The sequence below is a fragment of the Cupriavidus sp. CER-90 genome (assembly GCF_057652055.1).
In genome coordinates this window covers 3,289,521-3,310,630 of sequence record NZ_JBYGYM010000002.1, presented here as the reverse complement: position 1 = coordinate 3,310,630, position 21,110 = coordinate 3,289,521, and the positions used below count along the sequence as shown (strand labels likewise).

The following is a 21,110-nucleotide window of genomic DNA, read 5'->3' as shown; positions in this document are numbered from 1 at the left end:
TGCCGGCATTCCATTCAGCAGTGCCAGCCGCCGTTTAGCCTCACCTTCCTCCGCCTCCTGACCGTACCGATCATGGCGCATTTCTCGTGCTTCCCCGGCGCTTTGGCGCTTTCCGCTTTCCGTCAGCAACGCCTGCTTGCCGCCCTGCAACAAGTCGACGCCGATATTGAGTCCGTGCATGGCCAGTTCGTGCATTTTGTCGATTCGGACACGCCGCTGTCCGCCGAGGACCAGACGCGCATCGGCGCGATGCTGACCTATGGCGCGCCGTTCACGGCCCAGCCCGAGGGCGACCGTTTCGTGGTGATTCCGCGTTTCGGGACCATTTCGCCGTGGGCCAGCAAGGCCACCGATATCGCCCACAATTGCGGCCTGACGCATGTGCACCGCATCGAGCGCGGCATCGAGATCACCGTGGTCTGCAAGAAAGGCCTGCTGCGCGGGCGCAAGACGCTGGACGCCGGCACCCGTGCCGCCGTGGCTGCGCACCTGTTCGACCGCATGACCGAAACCGTGATCGCCTCGCGCGAGGAAGCGGCCGGCCTGTTCCAGGAACTGCCCGCCAAGCCGCTGCAGTTCATCGACATTTCGGCAGGGCGCAGCGCCCTGGTTGACGCCAATACGGCCATGGGCCTGGCGCTTTCGGACGACGAAATCGACTATCTGCTGGAAAACTACGGCAAGCTCGGCCGCAACCCGACTGACGTCGAGCTGATGATGTTCGCCCAGGCCAACAGCGAACACTGCCGCCACAAGATCTTCAACGCCACCTGGACGATCGATGGCGTGACGCAGGACAAGTCGCTGTTCGCGATGATCCGCAACACGCACCAGCTGAATCCGCAGGGCTCGATCGTTGCCTATTCGGACAACTCGGCCGTGATGGAAGGCGACGTGGCCGAACGCTGGTTCCCGCGCGGCGCGGACCAGAAGTATGGCCGGCACGAGGCGCTGACCCACACCCTGATGAAGGTGGAAACGCACAACCACCCGACCGCGATCTCGCCGTTCGCGGGCGCCTCGACCGGCGCCGGCGGCGAAATCCGCGACGAAGGCGCCACTGGCCGTGGTGCCAAGCCCAAGGCCGGCCTGACCGGCTTCACGGTGTCGAACCTGATGCTGCCCGATGCCGTCGAGCGCTGGGAAAATGCCCGCGACGCCGCCCAGCCGGTGGCCCATCGCAACCCGGACGACAAGCCCGGCGTGACCGGCAAGCCGGACCGCATCGCATCGCCGCTGCAGATCATGATCGACGGCCCGCTGGGCGGCGCCGCGTTCAACAATGAATTCGGCCGTGCCAACCTGGGCGGCTACTTCCGTGTCTACGAGCAAAATGTGGGCGGCACGGTGCGCGGCTACCACAAGCCGATCATGATTGCGGGCGGCATCGGCAATATCGACGCCGGCCACACACACAAGGACCCGCTGCCGGCCGGCACGCTGCTGATCCAGCTGGGCGGCCCGGGCATGCGCATCGGCATGGGCGGCGGTGCCGCCAGCTCGATGGCGACGGGCACCAACACGGCCGACCTCGACTTCGATTCGGTGCAGCGTGGCAACCCTGAAATGGAGCGCCGTGCCCAGGAAGTGATCAACGCCTGCTGGCAACTGGGCGAAGACAACCCGATCCTGTCGATCCACGACGTTGGCGCGGGCGGCATTTCGAACGCCTTCCCGGAACTGGTCGACGGTGCTGGTCGTGGCGCACGCTTCGAATTGCGCCAGGTGCACCTTGAAGAGTCTGGTCTGTCGCCCGCCGAAATCTGGTGCAACGAGTCGCAAGAACGCTATGTGCTGGCCATCGCGCCGAACGACCTGCCGCGCTTCCAGGCCATGTGCGAACGCGAACGGTCGCCGTTCGCCGTGGTGGGTATCGCCACCGAGGAAAAGCAGCTGCAGCTGGTGGACGCCAATGTGGACGCCGCGCTGAAGGAGCACTTCACGGTCGACATGCCGATGGACGTGCTGCTGGGCAAGCCGCCGCGCATGCACCGCGACGTGCAGCGCGTGGCGCGCGAACTGCCGCCGGTGGACGTGACCGGCATCGCACTGGAACAGGCCGTGAGCGACGTGCTGCGCCACCCGACCGTGGCCAGCAAGTCGTTCCTGATCACCATTGGCGACCGTACCGTGGGTGGCATGAACGCACGTGACCAGATGGTGGGTCCGTGGCAGGTGCCGGTGGCGGACGTGGCGGTGACCACGCTTGACTACAAGGGCCGCGCTGGCGAAGCCATGACGATGGGCGAGCGCACGCCGCTGGCCGTGATCGACGCCCCGGCCTCGGGCCGCATGGCCATCGGCGAGGCGCTGACGAACCTGGCGGCCGCCCCGGTCAAGGATCTGAACAAGGTCAAGCTGTCGGCCAACTGGATGGCCGCGTGCGGCGTTGCCGGCGAGGACGCGAAGCTGTACGACACGGTGCATGCCGTGGGCATGGAGCTGTGCCCGGCGCTGGGCATCAGCATCCCGGTGGGCAAGGATTCGCTGTCGATGCGCACGAAGTGGTCCGATGCCGATGGCGACAAGGAAGTGGTGGCGCCGGTTTCGCTGATCATCTCGGCGTTTGCCGCAGTGGATGACACCAACCGGACGCTGACGCCGCAGCTGCGTACCGACCTGGGCGATACCACGCTGATCGCCATCGACCTGGGCCGTGCCAAGAATCGCATGGGCGGCAGCATCCTGGCGCAGGTGACCCAGCAGGTGGGCGACCGCGCGCCGGACGTGGACAGCCCGGAAGACCTGAAGAACTTCTTCAACGTGATTCAGCGTCTGAACCGCGAAGGCAAGCTGCTGGCCTATCACGACCGCTCCGACGGCGGCTTCATGGCCACCGTCGCGGAAATGGCCTTCGCCGGCCGTACGGGCGTGTCGCTCAACGTGGACATGCTGACGCTGGACCCGAACCAGGAACAGGACTACGGCGACGCCAAGAACTGGGCGCAGCAGGTTGCCGAACGCCGCAACGACCAGACGCTGCGGGCGCTGTTCTCCGAAGAACTGGGCGCGGTGATCCAGGTGCGTGCCGAAGAGCGCGATGCCGTATTCGCGGTGCTGCGCGAGGCCGGCCTGTCGGCGTGCAGCCACGTGATCGGCAAGCCGAACACGAACGACCAGATCGAGATCTATCGCGACGCGAAGAAGGTCTACGGCGCTGCCCGTGCCGATCTGCAGCGCACCTGGACCGAAGTGAGCTGGCGTATCGCGCGGCTGCGCGACAACCCGGCCTGCGCCGACAGCGAGTACGACCGCGTTCTGGACGCCGCCGATCCTGGCATCAGCCCCGTGCTGACCTTCGATCCGGCGCAAGACATTGCTGCGCCGTTCATCGCCACGGGTAACCGTCCGCGTGTGGCGATCCTGCGCGAGCAGGGCGTCAATTCGCAGATCGAGATGGCCTACAGCATGGACCTGGCCGGTTTCGATACGGTCGACGTCCATATGAGCGACCTGATCGCCGGTCGCGCCACATTGGCCGATTTCAAGGGTTTCGTGGCTTGCGGCGGCTTCAGCTACGGCGACGTGCTTGGCGCGGGCGAAGGCTGGGCCAAGACGATCCTGTTCAACGGCCAGATGGCGGAGCAGTTTGCGGCGTTCTTCAACCGCCAGGACACTTTCGCGCTGGGTGTTTGCAATGGCTGCCAGATGCTGAGCAACCTGGCCCCGATCATCCCGGGCGCCGGTGCATGGCCGAAGTTCACGCGCAATCAGTCCGAGCAGTACGAAGCACGCTTCGTTACGGTGGAAGTGCAGCAGTCGCCGTCGATCTTCTTCGCCGGCATGGAAGGTAGCCGCATCCCCATCGCCGTGGCGCACGGAGAAGGTTTCGCCGATTTCTCGCAGCAGGGCGATATCGCGAAGGTGGACGTGGCGCTACGCTTCGTCGACAACCGCGGTGTCGTGACGCAGACCTATCCGCTGAACCCGAACGGCTCGCCGCAGGGCATTACCTCGGTGACGACGGTGGACGGCCGCTTCACCGCGCTGATGCCACACCCGGAGCGCGTGTTCCGAACCGCGACCATGAGCTGGGCACCTGACGCCTGGAAGGACATCCCCGACGGTGGCAGCCCCTGGATGCGCATGTTCCGCAATGCGCGCAAGTGGGTCGGCTGATAGAACCTGCTGCTTCGAACGAAACGCCCGCGCAAGCGGGCGTTTTTTATGGCGTCGGAGCAGCGTCATCGCCTGACCAGATAGAGCCATGCGAAAAAGAAGATAAAGGTGAACGTCGCGTAGGCGATGATGCCCCACTCGGCGCGCTTCAAGACCTTGAACTGAAACTCGTCATCTTCGAAAAACCGGGTCAGAAACTTGCTCATGATTTTCTCCTCGTACGATTTGCGGAAACCTCTTGACGAAGGTCAACTGGCAGTCGAAGTCAGTGCTAGACGGGCCGATGTAGACGCCGCGGCACCAAGAAGGCTCAGCAAGACCGAAAGGCGTAGAACGAGATTGATTTCAGCGCGCTTGCTGCGACTCCTGGGGTAGGCATCCATCGCGCCCAGCAGCACCAGCAGGGAGCCGGCGACGATCAGCAGGACGTGCAGGCACAAGAACATCCAGGCGCCCAGATGGGGGCCGTCGGTCTGATCGATCCACCCGGCAACCCCATAACAGGCGCTGGCGCTCAGCGGAATTGCCGCCCACAGCAACTGCCCATCCTGAACCGCCCGCCGCACAATCCCCTGGCCGCGTGAGCGTGAGAACACTGCCACCTTCGCAAAGGGCAGCAGGGCGAACGGCGCCAGCAGCGGGATCGCCACGTTGAAAACAAACCAGCCGAACAGTTCGGATACGCCTGTCATACCACTCCCTGAAAGCCATTGGACAAGGCTGCGTGTGGGGCAATGCATGCCTTCACGTTCGCAACGCAGTGATCCTAGGCTTGGAAAATGGGTGCGCCAAGAGGGGTTTTGTGAACTTGTGTGTCCAGAAAACCGGCGCTTGCTTCAGGTCATGAGAAAGGTCTCAGACTGTGACAGGAGCGGGGAGGTCGACGGGGTGTTCGCCAGTTTGCGACGGCTGGGCTTGCTGCGCGCGCAGGCGTTCGCTCCATGGCAGGTAGCGGGAATAGAGCAGGCGCATACGGTCTGCGCCGGGCGGTACGGGGATTTCGCCACGGACTTCCATGAACGCGACGGTCGCTTGCAGCAGCTTTGACTGGGCGTAGCGGTCACGCGTCGGCAGGTGAGGATGCAGGTCGCGCCATCGGCGGCCGGTGCATTCGATATGGGGCATGCCTAGCGCGCAGTAGACCATGCCGCTGGAATAGAGATGCCACATGTACCAGTAGCCGCTCATCATGCCCATAGCAATATGCCCTCGATCCTGGCGCTCGATACCTTGGCGGGACGGGTGTCCGGCTTCGTCGAGCCCTCCGATATTACTGGGGCCGGAGGAGCGAGGGAACCCGCAAACTGCACTAGAATGTTACCGAGCGCGCCGAGGTGCGCCCCAAAAAACAAAAACCGGCGCACAGGCGCCGGTTTTTGCATGCAGCAAGCCATGGATTACTGGATCTTGGCCTTGTCCTTGAGCGACTTCATCATCGCCTGGAACTGCTCGCGCTGCCAGGCCTGGTCGCCCATCAGCATCTGCTGGAGCTGAGGCTTCACTTCCTCGAACGTCGGGATCTTCTGGTCGCGCACGTCCACGAGTTCAATGATGTGCCAGCCGAACTGGGTCTTGACCGGCGTATCGGTCATCTGGCCCTTCTTCAGGCCAGTCATGGCCGCCGAGAATTCAGGCACGTAGCTGCCGCTGTTGGCCCAGTCCAGGTCGCCGCCATTGGCTGCCGAGCCGGTGTCCTTCGACGATGCCTTGGCGACGTCTTCGAACTTGGCGCCGCCCTTGATCTTGGCGATCAGTGCCTTGGCGTCCGCTTCCTTTTCCACCAGGATGTGGCGGGCGTGGTATTCCTTGCCATTGCCGAACTGGCCCTTGATCTTCTCGTATTGCTTGCGCAGTTCGTCGTCGCTGGCGCCATGGGTCTTGACGTAGTCCTCGAACACCGCACCGGCCAGCACGTTCAGGCGGGCCTGTTCGAGCTGGTCCTGAACGTCGTCGCGTTGCAGGATGCCGCGCTTGGAGGCTTCCTGCACCAGCAGTTCCCGGTCGATCAGCATGGTGCGGGCACGGTCGCGCAGTTCGGGCGAGGCGGGCTGGCCGGTGCCGGCGATCAGCTTGTCCACCTTGGCCGACGGGATGGGCTTGCCATTCACAACGGCGGCGTTCTGGGCGAACACGGGCAGGCTGCCAGCAGCGAGCACAGCCGCCAGGCTGAACGAGAGGACGGTGGTCTTCATGGAGTCAGGTCTGAGAGTAGCGAGAGCGCGTCGCGTCATGCTTCGCGGGATTGATATTCTTGGTCGGTGTACGCGCTGACGGCCAGCGCATGGATCTGCGCGGGGAATAGTTCGCGCAGCGCATCATACACCATACGGTGGCGGGTCACGCGCGAATGGCCAGCGAACCGGTTGCTGACGATCAGAACGTTGTAATGACCCCCACCCGAGGCCGCGCCGGCATGGCCCGCATGGGCCGCGCTGTCGTCGTGGACGTGCAGGTGGGAGGGTTCGAGCGCCGCACGCAGCAGCGCGTCGATGGTGGCGGGATCGGCGGCCATCAGTGAGTCCTTCGGGAGTGTCATCGGGTGCGGCAGGGCGGCTGCGCTTATTCGGAGCGGCCTTCCCGCGACGGGGTTTCCTCGATGTGGCGCGACAGCCAGATGCTCTGCGCGACGATGAAGACGACCATCAGGCCCATGCTGCCGAACAGCTTGAAATTGACCCAGGTATCGGTGGAAAACTGATACGCCACGTAGAGGTTCAGCACGCCCATCACGGCGAAGAACGCGGCCCATGCAACGTTGAGCCGGCCCCACATCGCGTCCGGCATCGTGACCTGCTTTTCCATCATGGCGCGGATCAGGTTCTTGCGCCAGCCGATGACCGAGCCGATCAGCGTGACCGCGAACAGCCAGTAGAGCACCGTGGGCTTCCACTTGATGAAGGTTTCGTTGTGCAGAACGATCGTCGCGCCGCCGAAAACGCCGATGATCAGCAGGCTGACCCATTGCATCGGCTCCACCTTGCCATGACGGATGCGCACCCACGCGATCTGCAGCACCGTGGCCACGATGGCCACCGCGGTGGCCGGATAGATGCCGAACAGCTTGAAGGCGACAAAAAACAGGATGACCGGGAACAGGTCGAACAGGAATTTCATGCGGACCAAATCAGGTTGGCGAGCCCGGCATGCGGCCGGGCCCGCTGGGAATCCGCCAGGCGGATCGGACGTGGCGTCCGATGTGCGGGTGGCGTCACCCGCGATCAGCCGGATCGCGATCGTCGAATTTTAGCGCAGCCGAGTTGATGCAATAGCGCAGCCCGGTCGGGGCCGGGCCATCCTCGAAGACATGGCCCAGATGGCTGCCACATTCCTTGCAACGGACCTCCACCCGCGTCATGCCGTGGCTGTGGTCCACGTGCTCGGCAATCACCTCGCCGTTGATCGGCCGGAAATAGCTGGGCCAGCCGCAGCCGGCGTCGAACTTGGTGGCCGACTCGAACAGCGGCGTGCCGCAGCCTACGCAGTGGTAGATGCCCTGGTCCCAGTGGTCCCAGTAGCGGCCCGTGAACGGACGCTCGGTGGCGGCCTCGCGCGTCACGCGGTACTCGATGTCGGACAGCTGGTCACGCCATTCGGCGTCGGTCTTGGTGGTGGTCATCTCGTTTCCTTGTTGCGATCCCGGGCAGGCTGCCAGGCTTACGACGAACAGCTGACTTCGAGCCCCGACGCCCAGTCGGGTGGCAGGGCGGCATAGTGTTCCGCATCGGGCTGCTCGTCGAAGGGCCGCGACAGCACAGCCAGCAGGCGGTCCACCTCCGAGAAGTCCTTGTCGCGCGCGGCACGGATCGCGGTTTCGGCCAAATGATTCCGGAGCACGTATTTCGGGTTGACTTGCCGCATTGCAACCCCGCGGGCGGCATCGTCGGACTGTTCCGCCTGCAGGCGGGCGCGGTACTCGGCGGCCCACGCGTCCCAGGCCGCGCGGTCCAGGAACAGGTCGCGCACGGGCGCATCGCGCGATCCGTCCTGCGACCCCACCTGGGCCAGGTTGCGCCAGAACAGCGTGTAGTCCACGCGGTTGGCATGCATCACACGGAACAGGTTCGTCAACAGCGTCTCGTCCTGGTCATGCGCGGTGCGCAGGCCAAGCTTGGCGCGGTAATGGCGGAAGAAGGCCTCGGCATAGCGGTCCCGGAACGGGTCGAGCGCCTCGCGAGCGGCTTCCACCGCTTCGTTCTTGGCCGCTTCGGCATCGCTGGCATCCGCGTCGCGCCACAGCGGCAGCAGCGCCTGCGCCAGGCAATGCAGGTTCCAGAACGCGATCTGCGGCTGCTGGCTGTACGCGTAGCGGCCCTGCTGGTCGGAATGGTTGCAGATGTGGTTCGCGTCGAAGGCATCGAGGAACCCGAACGGGCCATAGTCGATGGTCAGGCCCAGGATCGACATGTTGTCGGTGTTCATCACGCCATGACAGAAGCCCACGGCCTGCCAGTGCGCCACCATGTCCGCCGTGCGCAGCGATACCTCGCGCAGCAGCGCCTGGTACGGGCTGGCCGCGTCGCGGCAGGCCGGATAGAAGCGGTCGATCACGAAATCGGCAAGCTGCTTGAGCGAGGCGTGGTCCTCGCGGGCGGCGAAATGCTCGAAATGACCAAAGCGGATGAAGCTCGGCGCCAGCCGCGTGACCACGGCCGATGTCTCGATGGTTTCGCGCCGGACCGGTGCGTCGGAGCCCATGATCGCCAGTGCCCGCGTGGTGGGCACGTCCAGTGTATGCATGGCTTCGGAGCAGAGGTATTCACGGATCGACGAGCGCAGCACCGCGCGGCCATCTGCCATGCGCGAGTAGGGGGTCAGGCCGGCGCCCTTGAGCTGGATCTCCCACGGACCGTCGGGCATCGCGGCCTCGGCCAGCCGGATGGCGCGGCCATCGCCAAGCTGGCCGGCCCAGACGCCGAACTGATGGCCGGAGTAGACCGTGGCCAGCGGGTCCGCCCAGTCCGGCACGGCGTTGCCGGTGAAGGTATCGACGAACTTCGGGTCCTGCGTGGCGGCGCGCAAGCCGGCTTCATCCCATCCGAGCAGGGCCGCAGCCGCGGGGGCTACGCTGACTACATAAGGCGAAGGCAGGGCGGTCGGCGCCAGCCGCGTAAAAAACCGCTCGCCGAGTGCCGCCATGCCGGGTGCGGTCTTGAACGGCACGGGCAATGAAATACGCGGCAGGGCGTCGTTGGATTCAGTAGGCATAGACGGCGTGCATGACGCTAGGGGAAAACGACATATTGAGGCGCTTCGGGGCTCGCAGTATTGTACTTGCACCGGTTTTCTCCTGCCGGCCAAGGGTTGTCCGCTGCTCGCAGACCATTCAAAAAGCGACGCAAATATCGGACATCAATCCGGTGCATGGCAGGGTCTGCGTATGGGTGCCAGGAGCGCGCGCCCACTACGTGTCAGTCCACCAACAACACCAACAAGTTTCTTCATTTTTTGTCGATGCTTTTGCAGGGTGTGGGATAGTCGGCCAAAAATAAGAACGGTTGTTCGTTTTTTCCGAACCAAGGAGACCGTTTCATGGCATTGATGGGTCAAATGATGAGCGCGCCGCTGCTCATTTCCTCCATCATCAAGCACGCTGCGCGCTACTACGGCAGCACCGAAATCGTCTCGCGGCGAACCGAAGGCGACCTTCACCGATATACCTACCGCGACTGCGAACTGCGTGCCCGCAAGTTGGCCCAGGCGCTGGCGGCGTTGGGCGTGGCGCAGGGCGAGCGTGTGGGTACGCTGGCCTGGAACGGATACCGGCACCTGGAGATCTACTACGGCGTGTCGGGCATGGGCGCCGTCTGCCACACGATCAATCCGCGCCTGTTCCCGGAGCAGATTGCCTACATCGTCAATCACGCCGACGACCAGTTCATCTTCTTCGATGCCACGTTCCTGCCGCTGGTGGAAGGCGTGGCGCCGCACTGCCCGAACGTGAAGGGCTGGGTCATGATGACGGACCGCGCGCATATGCCGGCGGAATCGAAGGTCGACCTGCTGTGCTATGAAGACCTGATCGACGCCCACGACGGCGCCTATGAATGGCCGGAATTCGACGAAAACCTGGCGTCGAGCCTGTGCTACACGTCGGGCACGACCGGCAATCCGAAGGGGGCGCTGTACTCGCACCGCTCGACTGTGCTGCATTCCTATGCGTCGGCACTGCCCGATGCCCTGGGCTGCTCGGCCAAGGACGTGATCCTGCCGGTGGTGCCGATGTTCCACGTCAACGCCTGGGGCCTGCCGTATTCGGTGCCGCTGGTGGGCGCCAAGCTCGTGTTTCCGGGCGCCAAGCTCGACGGCGCATCGCTCTATGAGTTGTTCGAGCAGGAGGGCGTGACGTTCTCCGCGGGCGTGCCGACCGTCTGGCTGGGCCTGCTGCAATACGTGCAGGCCAACAAGCTGAAGTTCTCCACCTTCCGCCGCACGGTGATCGGCGGCTCGGCCGCGCCGCCCGCCATGATCCGCACGCTCGAGGCCTTCGACGTGGAGGTCATCCACGCCTGGGGCATGACCGAGATGTCGCCGCTGGGCACGTCCTGCAAGCTGCTGGCGCGCCACAAGGACCTGCCCGAGGACGCCCGGCACAAGATCCTGGAAAAGCAGGGCCGGGTGATCTACGGCGTGGACATGAAGATCGTGGATGGCGAAGGCCTGGAACTGCCGTGGGACGGCAAGGCCTTCGGCGACCTGCTGGTGCGCGGCCCGTGGGTGATCGACCATTACTTCCGCAACGACAACAACCCGCTGGTGGATGGCTGGTTCCCGACCGGCGACGTGGCCACCATCGACGAAGACGGCTACATGCAGATCACGGACCGCAGCAAGGACGTGATCAAGTCCGGCGGCGAGTGGATTTCGTCGATCGACGTCGAAAACGTGGCGGCGGCGCACCCGGCCGTGCATATGGCCGCCTGCATCTCCGCGTACCACCCCAAGTGGGACGAACGGCCGCTGCTGGTGGTGGTCAAGCGCCCTGGCATGGACGTCACCCGCGAGGAACTGCTGGGCTTCTTCGAAGGCAAGGTCGCCAAGTGGTGGATTCCCGATGACGTGGCATTCGTGACCGAGATTCCGCTGACGGCCACCGGCAAGATGCAGAAGCTCCGGCTGCGCGAGCAGTTCAAGGAATACAGGCTGCCCGGCGTCTGAAGGCCGGACCCCGGCATTTCCGGACCGGCAGGGCAGCAACAGGCATTTGCGGTGTCCCGCCATGGCAGTCGGATGGCGGTCACAGCGCAGACGCGGCGGCCTGGCGCGAGGAGGGCACGGGCCGCCGCCCATCGCCAATGACAACAAGTGAAGGAGACAGGTATGACAAGGTTGCGTCCGCTGGTACGAGGTGTGGCTGCAGTTGTTGCGCTGGGTTCCGTGCTGGCATCGGGCGCCGCGGCGGCCGATACGGTGAAGATCGCCTTCATCGATCCGTTGTCGGGGCTGATGGCCCCGGTGGGGCAGAACCAGCTCAAGAGCTGGCAGTACGTGGCCGACGTGGCCAACCAGAAGGGCTGGGGCGGGGCGCACAAGTTCGAGGTGGTGGGCTTCGACAACAAGCTGAGCCCGCAGGAAAGCCTGACCATCCTCAAGCAGGTGGTGGACCAGAATATCCGCTACATCGTGCAGGGCAACGGCTCGTCGGTGGGCCTGGCGCTGGAAGACGCGGTGGCCAAGCACAACGAGCGCAACCCGGGCAAGGAAATCGTCTACCTGAACTACGCCGCGGTAGACCCGGACATGACCAACAGCAAATGCAGTTACTGGCATTTCCGGCTCGATGCCAATTCCGACATGAAGATGGAGGCCCTGACCACCTACCTGGCCAAGGACCCCAGCGTCAAGAAGGTCTATCTGATCAACCAGAACTACTCGTTCGGCCATCAGGTGGCACGGGCGGCCAAGGACTACCTGAAGCGCAAGCGGCCTGACATCCAGATCGTTGGCGAAGACCTGCACCCGCTGGCGCAGGTCAAGGACTTCGCGCCGTACGCGGCCAAGATCAAGGCATCGGGTGCCGATACGGTGATCACGGGCAACTGGGGCAGCGACCTGGCCCTGCTGATCAAGGCGGGCAAGGATGCCGGCCTGCCGGTCAACTACTACACGTACTACGCCGCCACGACCGGCGTGCCCACCGCCATGGGTGCGGCCGGCGCCGAGCACGTCAAGTACGTGGGCTACTACAACCCGAACAACGCCACCTTCCGGGGTGGAGACATCGTCGAGGGCTACAAGAAGAAGTACAACGACGACTTCTACGTGATGGCGTCGTACACAGGCGTCGCCATGCTGGCCAAGGCCATCAAGGACACCGGATCCACCGATCCGGTCAAGGTGGCCAAGGCGATGGAGGGCCTAAAGGTGGAAAGCATGAACGGCACGGTGGAGATGCGTGCCAGCGACCACCAGGCTCAGCAGCCGCTGGTGGTGGCCACCTGGACCAAGGTCAACGGCAAGGACATCAAGTACGACCAGGAAAACACCGGCTATGGCTGGAAGACCAATGCGACGCTTGACCAGTTCGTGGCGGCGCAGCCCACCTCGTGCCAGATGAAGCGGCCGGGCAGCGGTAGCTGACACCGCGACGGGTGGGAAGGGGTTCCCCGCCACGCGGGAACCCCTGACAATATGGCTTTTGTCGGGTCAGGCTCCGGCTCCGGGAGCAGGCCCTGAGGACTTGCCGTGGAATTCTTCATCATCTCGCTACTGAACGGCGTCAGCTACGGCTTGCTGCTGTTCATGCTGTCATCGGGGCTGACGCTGATCTTCAGCATGATGGGCGTGCTCAACTTCGCCCATGCCAGCTTCTACATGCTGGGCGCCTACTTTGCCTACACCATCGCCACCAAGGTCGGCTTCTGGCCGGCGCTGATCCTGGCGCCGCTGCTGGTGGCCGGCGCCGGGGCGCTGGTGGAGCGGTTCGGGCTGCGCACCGTCCACAAGTACGGGCATGTGGCCGAACTGCTATTTACCTTCGGCCTGGCCTACCTGATCGAGGAAGGCGTCAAGCTGGTCTGGGGCCTGGCCGCCGTGCCATACCGCATCCCGGCCGAGCTCGATGGGCCGCTGTTCACGGTCTTTACCTCGTCGTTCCCCAAATACCGGGCATTCATGATGCTGGTGTCGCTGGGCATGCTGGTGGCGATCTACCTGGTACTGACGCGCACCCGCATTGGCCTGGTCATCCAGGCGGCGCTGACCCATCCGGAGATGGTCGAGGCATTGGGCCATAACGTGCCGCGCGTATTCATGTTGGTGTTCGGCGGCGGTGCGGCACTGGCTGGCCTGGCCGGCGTGATCGGCGGCAATGCGTTTGTCACCGAGCCGTCGATGGCGGCGGCCGTCGGGTCGATCGTCTTCGTCGTGGCGGTGGTGGGGGGCATGGGCTCGCTGGTCGGGGCGTTTATCGCATCGATCCTGATCGGCGTGTTGCAGACGTTCGCCGTGACCATCGATGCATCGCTGGCCGGCTTGTTCGGCAGCTTCGGCATGGCCGTCAGCGATGCCACGCCGCTCAGTTCGGTCTGGAAGCTCACCGTGGCGCAGGTGGCGCCGGTGCTGCCGTACCTGCTGCTGGTGGTCATGCTGATATTCCGCCCGCGCGGGCTGATGGGCACCCGGGAGAGCTGAGCGATGGAGTCGACGACGATGCAACCTAGCTCCAACCCGGTAGTGACCGGCCGCACCCTGCGTTACCGCCCGCTGAACCTGGCGCGCTGGGTCATCTGGACCACCACGGCGCTGCTGATGCTGGTGGCGCCGCTGGCCTTCACGGGCGGGTTCGCGGTGACGCTGATGTCCCAGATGGGCATCATGATCATCTTCGCGCTGTCGTACAACATGCTGCTGGGCCAGACCGGCATGCTGTCGTTCGGGCATGCCGTGTACTCGGGCCTGGGCGCGTTCATCGCGGTGCACGTGCTGAACATGATCGGCGCGGGCAAGGTCTGGCTGCCAGTGTCGATGCTGCCGCTGGTGGGCGGGCTGGCCGGCGCGTTCTTCGGCGTGCTGTTCGGCTACGTGACGACGAAGAAGTCCGGCACCACGTTCGCCATGATCACGATGGGTATCGGCGAGATGGTCTTTGCCAGTTCGCTGATGTTCCCCGATTTCTTCGGCGGCGAAGGCGGGATCTCCACCAACCGCGTGGTCGGCGATCCCTTCCTGGGCATCACCTTCGGTCCGGGCCGGCAGGTCTACTACCTGATCGCGGTCTGGTGCTTCCTGTCGATGGTGGCCATGTACGCCTGGACCCAGACGCCGCTGGGCCGCATCGCCAACGCGGTACGGGACAACCCCGAGCGGGTGGAATTCATCGGCTACAACACCCAGCGCGTGCGCTACCTGGTGCTGATCCTGTCGGCGTTCTTCGCGGGCATTGCCGGGGCGCTGTCGGCCATCAATTTCGAGATCGTGTCGGCGGAAAACGTCAGCGCGGTGCGTTCCGGCGGCGTGTTGCTGGCCGCGTTTATCGGCGGCGCGGGCGTGTTCTTCGGCCCGGTCATCGGCGCCATCGTCTTCACGCTGTTCGCGGTGGCACTGTCGGACCTGACCAAGGCCTGGCTGCTGTACCTGGGCCTGTTCTTCGTGACGATGGTGATGTTCGTGCCGGGCGGCATCGCCAGCCTGCTGCTGATGCAGATGCCGCTGCTGGCGAAGAAGCAGTTTGGCCGCATGCTGCCGTCATACGCACGGGCCGGCGTGGCCGGACTGGTGCTGCTGGCGGCCGTGATCCTGACCGTGGAAATGGTCTACAAGGTGCAGGTCGACAGTGCCAATGGCACGGCGATGTCGTTGCTGGGCATCGGGTTCGATGCCGGCACGCTGCCGCCATGGATCGTGGCGGCGGCGCTGTGGGCGCTGGGCTACGCGGCCTGGCGCTGGGCGACGGCGAAGGTGCGCGCCGAACTGGACGCCATCCAGGCGGAAACGGGAGGTCTGGCATGAACGCCGCACTCGAACTTTCGGACGTCCGCAAGCGGTTCGGGCAGACCGAGATTATCCGGGGGGTGACGCTGACCATCGGCAAGGGCGAGCGGCATGCGCTGATTGGCCCGAACGGGGCCGGCAAGTCCACAACCTTCAACCTGATCTCGGGCCGGTTCGCGCCCACGTCCGGGGCGGTGAAGCTGAACGGCCAGAGCATTGCCGGACTGCGGCCATTCGAGATCAATCGCATGGGGCTGTCGCGCAGCTTCCAGATCACGAACATCTTCCACCGGCTGTCGGTGTTCGAAAACCTGCGCTGCGCGGTGCTGTGGTCGCTCGGCTACAAGTATTCGTTCTGGCACCGGCTGTCGGCGCTGCGCGATGCCAAGGCGCGCGCCGACGAGGTGCTGGAACTGATCGGCATGCAGCACCGCCGCAATACGCAGGCCGGTCTGCTGACCTATGCGGAGCAGCGGGCGCTGGAGATCGGCATCACCATCGCCGGCGGCGCCGAGGTCATCCTGCTGGACGAGCCCACCGCCGGCATGAGTCGCTCCGAATCGGACCATGCCGTGGAGCTGATCCGCAAGGTGACGGTCGGCAAGACCCTGGTCATGGTGGAGCACGACATGAGCGTGGTGTTCGGCCTGGCCGACCGCATTTCGGTGCTGGTGTACGGCGAAGTCATCGCTACCGATACGCCGGAGGCCATCCGCAACAACCGCCGCGTCAAGGAAGCCTATCTGGGCACCTCGCTCGACGAACCCGCGCTGGCAGGAGCCCACGAATGAGCAAGCCCATGCTGGAAGTCACCGGGCTGCACGCCTATTACGGCAAGAGCCATATCCTGCACGGCGTGGATGCCCGTGTCGACGAAGGCGAGATCGTGGCGCTGCTGGGCCGCAACGGCGTGGGACGCTCGACCATGGCCAAGGCCATCCTGGGCATGGTCAAGGCGGAAGGGTCCGTGCGCTTTCGTGGCGACGAGATCCTGGGGCGACGTACATTCGAGATCGCCCATGCCGGCATCGGCTACGTGCCCGAGAACCGCGACATCTTCCCGACGCTGACCGTGCGGCAGAACCTGCTGCTGGGCGAGAAGCGCAATCCGCGCCAGCAGAAGCCGCGCTGGAGCGTGGAGGATATGTACCGCATGTTCCCGCGGCTCAAGGAGCGCGAGAACACGTCGGCGGGCGTGCTGTCCGGCGGCGAGCAGCAGATGCTGACGCTATGCCGCACGCTGATGGGCGACCCCGACCTGATCCTGATCGACGAGCCCACCGAGGGCCTGGCGCCGATGATCGTCACGCTGGTGGGCGACTTCCTCAAGACGCTCAAGGAGCGCGGCGTGTCGGTGCTGCTGATCGAGCAGAAACTGGCCATTGCGCTGGACATCTCGCAGCGCGTCTACGTGATGGGCCACGGGCATATCGTGTTCGAGGGCACGCCCGCGGCACTGAAGGCCAATGCCCAGATCCGGAAGGAATGGCTGGAAGTGTGAACCGTTCCACGCAAGATATCGGGTGCCCTCGCTGCCGCCTGGCCTATCTGTGCCGGGTGTCGGCGGCCGGCACGCGCGCCGCGACCTGATCGAGTACGACTTCCGGCTCATCCGCTTCGATATCGGTCTCGCCGTCAAGCCGGCTGTGCATCCGCTCGACGTCCAGGTCGCCGGTCCACTTTGCCACGACGACCGTGGCGACGCCGTTGCCGATCAGGTTGGTCAGCGCGCGTGCCTCGGACATGAACCGGTCGATGCCGAGAATCAGGGCAAGCCCCGCGACCGGCACATGTCCCACCGCGGAAAGCGTGGCCGCCAGCACGATGAAGCCGCTGCCGGTCACGCCGGCGGCGCCCTTCGAGGTCAGGAGCAGCACCAACAGCAAGGTGATCTGCTGGGTGAAGGTCATGTCGGTATTGGTGGCCTGGGCGATGAAGACCGCCGCCATGGTCAGGTAGATCGAGGTGCCATCCAGATTGAAGGAATAGCCAGTCGGGATCACCAGGCCGACCACCGACTTGCGGGCGCCCAGGTTTTCAAGCTTGGCCATCATCCGGGGCAACACCGATTCCGAGGACGACGTGCCGAGCACGATCAGCAGCTCTTCCTTGATGTACTTGATGAACTTCCAGATCGAGAACCCATGGAAGCGCGCGATGGACCCGAGCACGACGAAGATGAAAAGCAGGCAGGTGGCGTAGAACGTAGCCATCAGCTGGCCGAGCTGCAGCAGCGAACTCACGCCGTATTTGCCGATGGTGAATGCCATGGCGCCGAACGCCCCGATCGGCGCGACCTTCATGATGTACCCGACGATGGCAAACAGCACGTGCGAGAATTTTTCGATGAAGTCGAAAACCAGCGTGCCGCGCCCGCCGAACCTGTGCAGCGCAAAGCCGAACATCACGGCAAATAGCAGCACCTGAAGGATTTCTCCCTTGGCGAACGCATCCACCACCGTATTTGGGATGACGTTCATCAGGAACTCCACCGTGCCCTGCATCTTGCCAGGGCCGGTATAGGCGGCGATGCCCTTGGTGTCGAGGGTGGCAGGGTCGACGTTCATGCCTGCGCCGGGCTTGACGATATTGATGATCAACAGGCCGACCAGCAGCGCAATGCTGCTGACCACCTCGAAATAGAGCAGCGCCAGGCCGCCGGTCTTGCCGACCTTCTTCATGTCCTCCATGCCGGCGATGCCCACCACGACCGTGCAGAAGATGATCGGCGCGATGATCATCTTGATCAGCTTGATGAAGCCGTCGCCCAGCGGCTTCATGGCCTCGCCGGTCTGGGGAAAGAAGTGTCCAAGAATGACGCCAAGAATAATGGCGGTAATGACCTGAAAGTAGAGAGACTTGTAGAGCGGCTTTGAATGTTCGGCTTTTTCCATGATCGTCTCCATTGCTGGTTCTGTGTCGGAAGCCGGACATCGACCGCGTCGTCTTGGCCATCTCGCTCGGGCCGTATTCCGGAAACACGCTAAGGCGAGCTTAGTGCCGCGCAGTTGGGCTTGGGTATGGACCGAAAGACCTAGGTCCGCGACTGGGCCCCGGGACCGAATCCGGCCCGCCGATCTACGCGTGTGTATAAAAAGACACTTGGCGCGCCATCAGTTGATGACTTGCGTCAACTCCAAGGCGTGATGTGGACCAAAGTCCATTGTGGGAAGCCCGTGGACGCCACATATTGGAGAGCGCACAGGCCGGTAATCGGCCATCGAGACACTGATATTTGCCGCATTTCACGCAGGGAGGTCCAAAGCAATGCTGTCCAAGGTGATAGCGATGTATCGCTACTTCATGTCAGTCGTGCCGTTTCGGCTGACGCCCGCCATCATCGCCACGGCTGTTCTGGTCACGCTGCTGTTGCTGCCGGCGCCCGAAGGGCTGAAACCCGAGGCCTGGCATTTGGTGGCGATCTTCCTGACCACCATTGTTGCCATCATTCTCAAGGTCATGCCCATTGGCGTGATGGCCATGATGGCGATCGTGATCGTGTCGCTCGCGCAGGTGACATCGCCGACGTCGAAAGGCGCCATTGCCGACGCACTGAGCAGTTTCTCGAATCCCCTGATCTGGCTGATCGTCGTGGCGATCCTGATCTCGCGCGGACTGAAGAAGACAGGGCTCGGCAACCGGATCGGCCTGATGTTCATTGCCCTGCTGGGCAAGCGCACGGTTGGCATCGGATACGGACTCACCATCTGCGAACTGGTGCTGGCGCCGTTCACCCCCAGCAATACGGCGCGCGGAGGCGGCATCGTCCATCCGATCATGCGATCGATCGCCGGCGCCTTCGACTCCGACCCGGCCAAGGGCACGCAGGGCAAGGTCGGCACATACCTGGCGCTGGTGAACTACCACGCCAACCCGATTACCTCGGCCATGTTCCTGACCGCTACCGCGCCGAACCCGCTGGTGGTGGACTACGTGGCCAAGGCCAGCGGCCAGGCGCTGCACCTGACCTGGACCACCTGGGCGCTGTGCATGCTGCTGCCGGGCTTGCTCTGCCTGCTTGTCATGCCGCTGATCATCTACCTGCTATCGCCGCCGGAACTGAAGGTCACGCCCAATGCGGTCGACTACGCCCGCGGCGAGCTTGCGCGCATGGGGCCGCTGAGCGGCAAGGAACGCGTCATGATGGGCGTGTTCGCGATGATGCTGATCCTGTGGGCCAATCTGCCCGCCATGATCTTCGGGTCCGCCTACACGCTTGACCCGACCGTCGTGGCCTTTCTTGGCCTCTTTGCGCTGATCATCACCGGGACGATCGACTGGGACGATGTGCTGTCCGAAAAGAGCGCCTGGGACACGCTGGTCTGGTTCGGTGCCCTGGTGATGCTGGCCGAGCAACTCAACAAGCTGGGCGTGATCGCCTGGTTCTCGGCCGACATGCGCGACGCCATCTCCGCCAGTGGCATGGAATGGAAGGGGATTGCCGCCGTGCTGGTGCTGGCGTTCGTGTTCTCGCACTACCTGTTCGCCAGTACCACGGCCCATATCAGCGCCATGATGCTGGCATTCTTGACGGTCGGCGCGCATCTGATTCCGCCGGAGTACATCCCCCCGTTCATGCTGATGATGACCGCCGGGTCGGCGATCATGATGACGCTGACCCACTACGCGACCGGCACGTCGCCGATCATCTTTGGCAGCGGCTACGTCACGCTGGGCCAGTGGTGGCGGACCGGCGCGGTGATGTGCGTGTTCGAACTGGTGGTCTTCGCCGTGGTCGGCGGCCTCTGGTGGAAGGTGCTGGGCTTCTGGTGAAGCCGGCCGGTCTTCGGGCGGCTTGCGTGGCCGCCCGGCGCCCTCATGTCATCAGCAGGGTTTCGTATTCCTCGCGAAACTGGTGCATGGAGCTTTCCACTACCGTCACCGCGCCGTCGATCAGTCCGCAGCGGCCGCTGCCCGGCAGGATGCTGCAGAGGTTTTCCAGCGCATCGAGGTCTGCCCGCACCCCACGGCCGGTGTCGATCCGGTTGAGCAGCCGCATCAGCTGAAAGGTGCCGCCCTTGCACGACGGGCACTGGCCGCACGACCCCTGGGCAAAGAAGCTCACGTACTCGGCAACCTTGCGGACGATGCTGGTGCCTTCCGAGACGACGATCATGGCGCCGGTGCCCAGGCTGGAATGCCGCTCACGCACCGAATCGAAATCGAGCGCGACGTCCAGGTCGCGCTTGGTCAGCAGGGTGTTGGAAGGGCCTCCCGTAAAGACCGCCTTGAACTCCTTGCCCTGCAGCATGCCGCCGCCGTGCCCGAACACCAGCGATTCCAGGCTGGTCCCCATCGGCAGTTCATACAGGCCCGGGCGCAGTACGTCGCCTGACAGCGAATAGAGCTTCGTGCCCACCGCCTTGCCGAGACCGAGATCGCGATACCACTGTGCGCCATGTCGAAGGATGCCCGGCACGTGGGCCAGCGTCTCGGTGTTGTTGACGATGGTCGGCGCGCCATGGACGCCGTGCTCGGCCGGGTAGGGCGGCTTGCGGCGCGGGAACGGAAACCCGCCTTCGACGCTGGCAATCACCGCCGTCTCCTCCCCGCCGATATACAGGCCCGAACTCGGCATGACTTGCAGCGAGACGGCGCCGCCAACCACGGCCGCCAGCCGTTCGAACAGTGGATGGGTCTGCCACTGCTGCACAGCCAGCCGCGTGACCGCAAGCGATTGCAACTGATGCGGATTGACGTACAGGACGACGTGGTTGGCCCGCGTGGCCGCCGCCGCGATCAGCGCGCCCTCGATCACCTGGTGTGGCGTGTGCTCCAGCAGGAAGCGATCCTTGAAGGTGCCCGGTTCGTCTTCGTTGCCATTGCAGACGACGTACTTGTCCCCGGCAGGCGCTGCCGCGACCGGTGCCCATTTTCGATGTGTCAGAAACCCGGCACCGCCCATGCCACGCAGTTCCGCCCGTTCGATTTCGCCGATGATCGCGGCCGGATCGTCGAGGGCCCTGGCCAGCCCTTCGCCGCCGCCGTGTGCCAGCCACGCGGCCAGGTCGGCGCCGACCTGGATGTCGTCATTGAGCAGGACCTTGTTCGGGCGTTCCATG

18 protein-coding genes are annotated in these 21,110 nt (G+C 64.3%); 8 read left to right on the top strand and 10 right to left on the bottom strand.

Translation table 11 applies throughout. From position 1 onward, the window contains the following. Positions 1-72: 72 nt before the first annotated feature. Entirely contained in the window at positions 73-4,119 is a 4,047-nt protein-coding gene (gene purL, locus AC24R4_RS25680; protein ID WP_400393641.1) for a phosphoribosylformylglycinamidine synthase, read from the top strand. A gap of 65 nt (positions 4,120-4,184) precedes the next feature. Here the strand turns inward: purL and AC24R4_RS25675 are convergent, their stop codons facing one another. From AC24R4_RS25675 to AC24R4_RS25640, 8 genes are all read right to left on the bottom strand, one after another. Further along, the gene (locus AC24R4_RS25675) at positions 4,185-4,325 is read right to left on the bottom strand and encodes a hypothetical protein (RefSeq protein ID WP_487523835.1); all 141 of its coding nucleotides are present in this window, start codon (positions 4,323-4,325) and stop codon (positions 4,185-4,187) included. 42 nt (positions 4,326-4,367) lie between these two features. Beyond that, entirely contained in the window at positions 4,368-4,811 is a 444-nt protein-coding gene (locus AC24R4_RS25670; protein ID WP_487523834.1) for a hypothetical protein, read from the bottom strand. Between the two features lie 163 nt (positions 4,812-4,974). Further along, positions 4,975-5,316: a hypothetical protein gene (locus tag AC24R4_RS25665; RefSeq protein ID WP_487523833.1), complete on the bottom strand. Its 342-nt coding sequence runs from the start codon at positions 5,314-5,316 to the stop codon at positions 4,975-4,977. Between the two features lie 200 nt (positions 5,317-5,516). Continuing rightward, a complete protein-coding gene (locus tag AC24R4_RS25660) occupies positions 5,517-6,311 on the bottom strand; it encodes a peptidylprolyl isomerase (protein WP_092595716.1) in 795 nt (264 codons plus the stop codon). Between the two features lie 35 nt (positions 6,312-6,346). Next, the gene (locus AC24R4_RS25655) at positions 6,347-6,631 is read right to left on the bottom strand and encodes a BolA family protein (RefSeq protein ID WP_092595714.1); all 285 of its coding nucleotides are present in this window, start codon (positions 6,629-6,631) and stop codon (positions 6,347-6,349) included. A gap of 47 nt (positions 6,632-6,678) precedes the next feature. Further along, on the bottom strand, positions 6,679-7,233 hold the full coding sequence (locus tag AC24R4_RS25650; protein WP_153948172.1) for a septation protein A: 555 nt from the start codon (positions 7,231-7,233) through the stop codon (positions 6,679-6,681). 94 nt (positions 7,234-7,327) lie between these two features. Further along, a complete protein-coding gene (gene msrB / locus AC24R4_RS25645; protein ID WP_153948173.1) occupies positions 7,328-7,735 on the bottom strand; it encodes a peptide-methionine (R)-S-oxide reductase MsrB in 408 nt (135 codons plus the stop codon). Positions 7,736-7,773: 38 nt separating this feature from the next. Beyond that, the gene (locus AC24R4_RS25640; protein WP_487523832.1) at positions 7,774-9,324 is read right to left on the bottom strand and encodes a protein adenylyltransferase SelO; all 1,551 of its coding nucleotides are present in this window, start codon (positions 9,322-9,324) and stop codon (positions 7,774-7,776) included. A 324-nt stretch (positions 9,325-9,648) separates the two neighbouring features. On the opposite strand from AC24R4_RS25640, the gene AC24R4_RS25635 reads away from it, so the two are divergent. The 6 genes from AC24R4_RS25635 to AC24R4_RS25610 all read left to right on the top strand — a co-directional run bounded on the left by AC24R4_RS25635 (position 9,649) and on the right by AC24R4_RS25610 (position 16,549). Beyond that, a complete protein-coding gene (locus tag AC24R4_RS25635; RefSeq protein WP_400394345.1) occupies positions 9,649-11,274 on the top strand; it encodes a 3-(methylthio)propionyl-CoA ligase in 1,626 nt (541 codons plus the stop codon). A 162-nt stretch (positions 11,275-11,436) separates the two neighbouring features. Beyond that, positions 11,437-12,696, top strand: coding sequence for a branched-chain amino acid ABC transporter substrate-binding protein (locus AC24R4_RS25630; protein ID WP_400394347.1), 1,260 nt, complete (start codon positions 11,437-11,439; stop codon positions 12,694-12,696). Positions 12,697-12,801: 105 nt separating this feature from the next. Next, entirely contained in the window at positions 12,802-13,749 is a 948-nt protein-coding gene (locus AC24R4_RS25625; RefSeq protein ID WP_400394349.1) for a branched-chain amino acid ABC transporter permease, read from the top strand. 3 nt (positions 13,750-13,752) lie between these two features. Continuing rightward, the gene (locus AC24R4_RS25620; RefSeq protein ID WP_400394351.1) at positions 13,753-15,066 is read left to right on the top strand and encodes a branched-chain amino acid ABC transporter permease; all 1,314 of its coding nucleotides are present in this window, start codon (positions 13,753-13,755) and stop codon (positions 15,064-15,066) included. Then, complete coding sequence (locus AC24R4_RS25615; protein WP_153948178.1) at positions 15,063-15,839, top strand: ABC transporter ATP-binding protein; 777 nt, start codon at positions 15,063-15,065, stop codon at positions 15,837-15,839. Before AC24R4_RS25620 ends, AC24R4_RS25615 begins: the two co-directional genes overlap by 4 nt. Next, a complete protein-coding gene (locus tag AC24R4_RS25610) occupies positions 15,836-16,549 on the top strand; it encodes an ABC transporter ATP-binding protein (RefSeq protein WP_153948179.1) in 714 nt (237 codons plus the stop codon). Before AC24R4_RS25615 ends, AC24R4_RS25610 begins: the two co-directional genes overlap by 4 nt. 43 nt (positions 16,550-16,592) lie before the next feature. Here the strand turns inward: AC24R4_RS25610 and AC24R4_RS25605 are convergent, their stop codons facing one another. Further along, positions 16,593-17,942, bottom strand: a complete 1,350-nt coding sequence (locus AC24R4_RS25605) for a dicarboxylate/amino acid:cation symporter (protein ID WP_487523831.1) — start codon at positions 17,940-17,942, stop codon at positions 16,593-16,595. Between the two features lie 373 nt (positions 17,943-18,315). Between AC24R4_RS25605 and AC24R4_RS25600 the strand changes: the two genes are divergently transcribed. Continuing rightward, on the top strand, positions 18,316-19,821 hold the full coding sequence (locus tag AC24R4_RS25600; protein WP_153948181.1) for a DASS family sodium-coupled anion symporter: 1,506 nt from the start codon (positions 18,316-18,318) through the stop codon (positions 19,819-19,821). A 43-nt stretch (positions 19,822-19,864) separates the two neighbouring features. On the opposite strand, the gene AC24R4_RS25595 is transcribed toward AC24R4_RS25600, so the two are convergent. Next, positions 19,865-21,109, bottom strand: coding sequence for a complex I 51 kDa subunit family protein (locus tag AC24R4_RS25595; RefSeq protein WP_487523986.1), 1,245 nt, complete (start codon positions 21,107-21,109; stop codon positions 19,865-19,867). Position 21,110 lies beyond the last annotated feature (1 nt).

What these genes read in the sequence shown, in the direction of transcription:
- purL (WP_400393641.1), top strand. Translation starts at nt 73, where the DNA reads ATGGCGCATTTCTCGTGCTTCCCCGGCGCTTTGGCGCTTTCCGCTTTC.
- AC24R4_RS25675 (WP_487523835.1), bottom strand. Translation starts at nt 4,325, where the DNA reads ATGAGCAAGTTTCTGACCCGGTTTTTCGAAGATGACGAGTTTCAGTTC.
- AC24R4_RS25670 (WP_487523834.1), bottom strand. Translation starts at nt 4,811, where the DNA reads ATGACAGGCGTATCCGAACTGTTCGGCTGGTTTGTTTTCAACGTGGCG.
- AC24R4_RS25665 (WP_487523833.1), bottom strand. Translation starts at nt 5,316, where the DNA reads ATGGGCATGATGAGCGGCTACTGGTACATGTGGCATCTCTATTCCAGC.
- AC24R4_RS25660 (WP_092595716.1), bottom strand. Translation starts at nt 6,311, where the DNA reads ATGAAGACCACCGTCCTCTCGTTCAGCCTGGCGGCTGTGCTCGCTGCT.
- AC24R4_RS25655 (WP_092595714.1), bottom strand. Translation starts at nt 6,631, where the DNA reads ATGGCCGCCGATCCCGCCACCATCGACGCGCTGCTGCGTGCGGCGCTC.
- AC24R4_RS25650 (WP_153948172.1), bottom strand. Translation starts at nt 7,233, where the DNA reads ATGAAATTCCTGTTCGACCTGTTCCCGGTCATCCTGTTTTTTGTCGCC.
- msrB (WP_153948173.1), bottom strand. Translation starts at nt 7,735, where the DNA reads ATGACCACCACCAAGACCGACGCCGAATGGCGTGACCAGCTGTCCGAC.
- AC24R4_RS25640 (WP_487523832.1), bottom strand. Translation starts at nt 9,324, where the DNA reads ATGCCTACTGAATCCAACGACGCCCTGCCGCGTATTTCATTGCCCGTG.
- AC24R4_RS25635 (WP_400394345.1), top strand. Translation starts at nt 9,649, where the DNA reads ATGGCATTGATGGGTCAAATGATGAGCGCGCCGCTGCTCATTTCCTCC.
- AC24R4_RS25630 (WP_400394347.1), top strand. Translation starts at nt 11,437, where the DNA reads ATGACAAGGTTGCGTCCGCTGGTACGAGGTGTGGCTGCAGTTGTTGCG.
- AC24R4_RS25620 (WP_400394351.1), top strand. Translation starts at nt 13,753, where the DNA reads ATGGAGTCGACGACGATGCAACCTAGCTCCAACCCGGTAGTGACCGGC.
- AC24R4_RS25615 (WP_153948178.1), top strand. Translation starts at nt 15,063, where the DNA reads ATGAACGCCGCACTCGAACTTTCGGACGTCCGCAAGCGGTTCGGGCAG.
- AC24R4_RS25610 (WP_153948179.1), top strand. Translation starts at nt 15,836, where the DNA reads ATGAGCAAGCCCATGCTGGAAGTCACCGGGCTGCACGCCTATTACGGC.
- AC24R4_RS25605 (WP_487523831.1), bottom strand. Translation starts at nt 17,942, where the DNA reads ATGGAAAAAGCCGAACATTCAAAGCCGCTCTACAAGTCTCTCTACTTT.
- AC24R4_RS25600 (WP_153948181.1), top strand. Translation starts at nt 18,316, where the DNA reads ATGCTGTCCAAGGTGATAGCGATGTATCGCTACTTCATGTCAGTCGTG.
- AC24R4_RS25595 (WP_487523986.1), bottom strand. Translation starts at nt 21,109, where the DNA reads ATGGAACGCCCGAACAAGGTCCTGCTCAATGACGACATCCAGGTCGGC.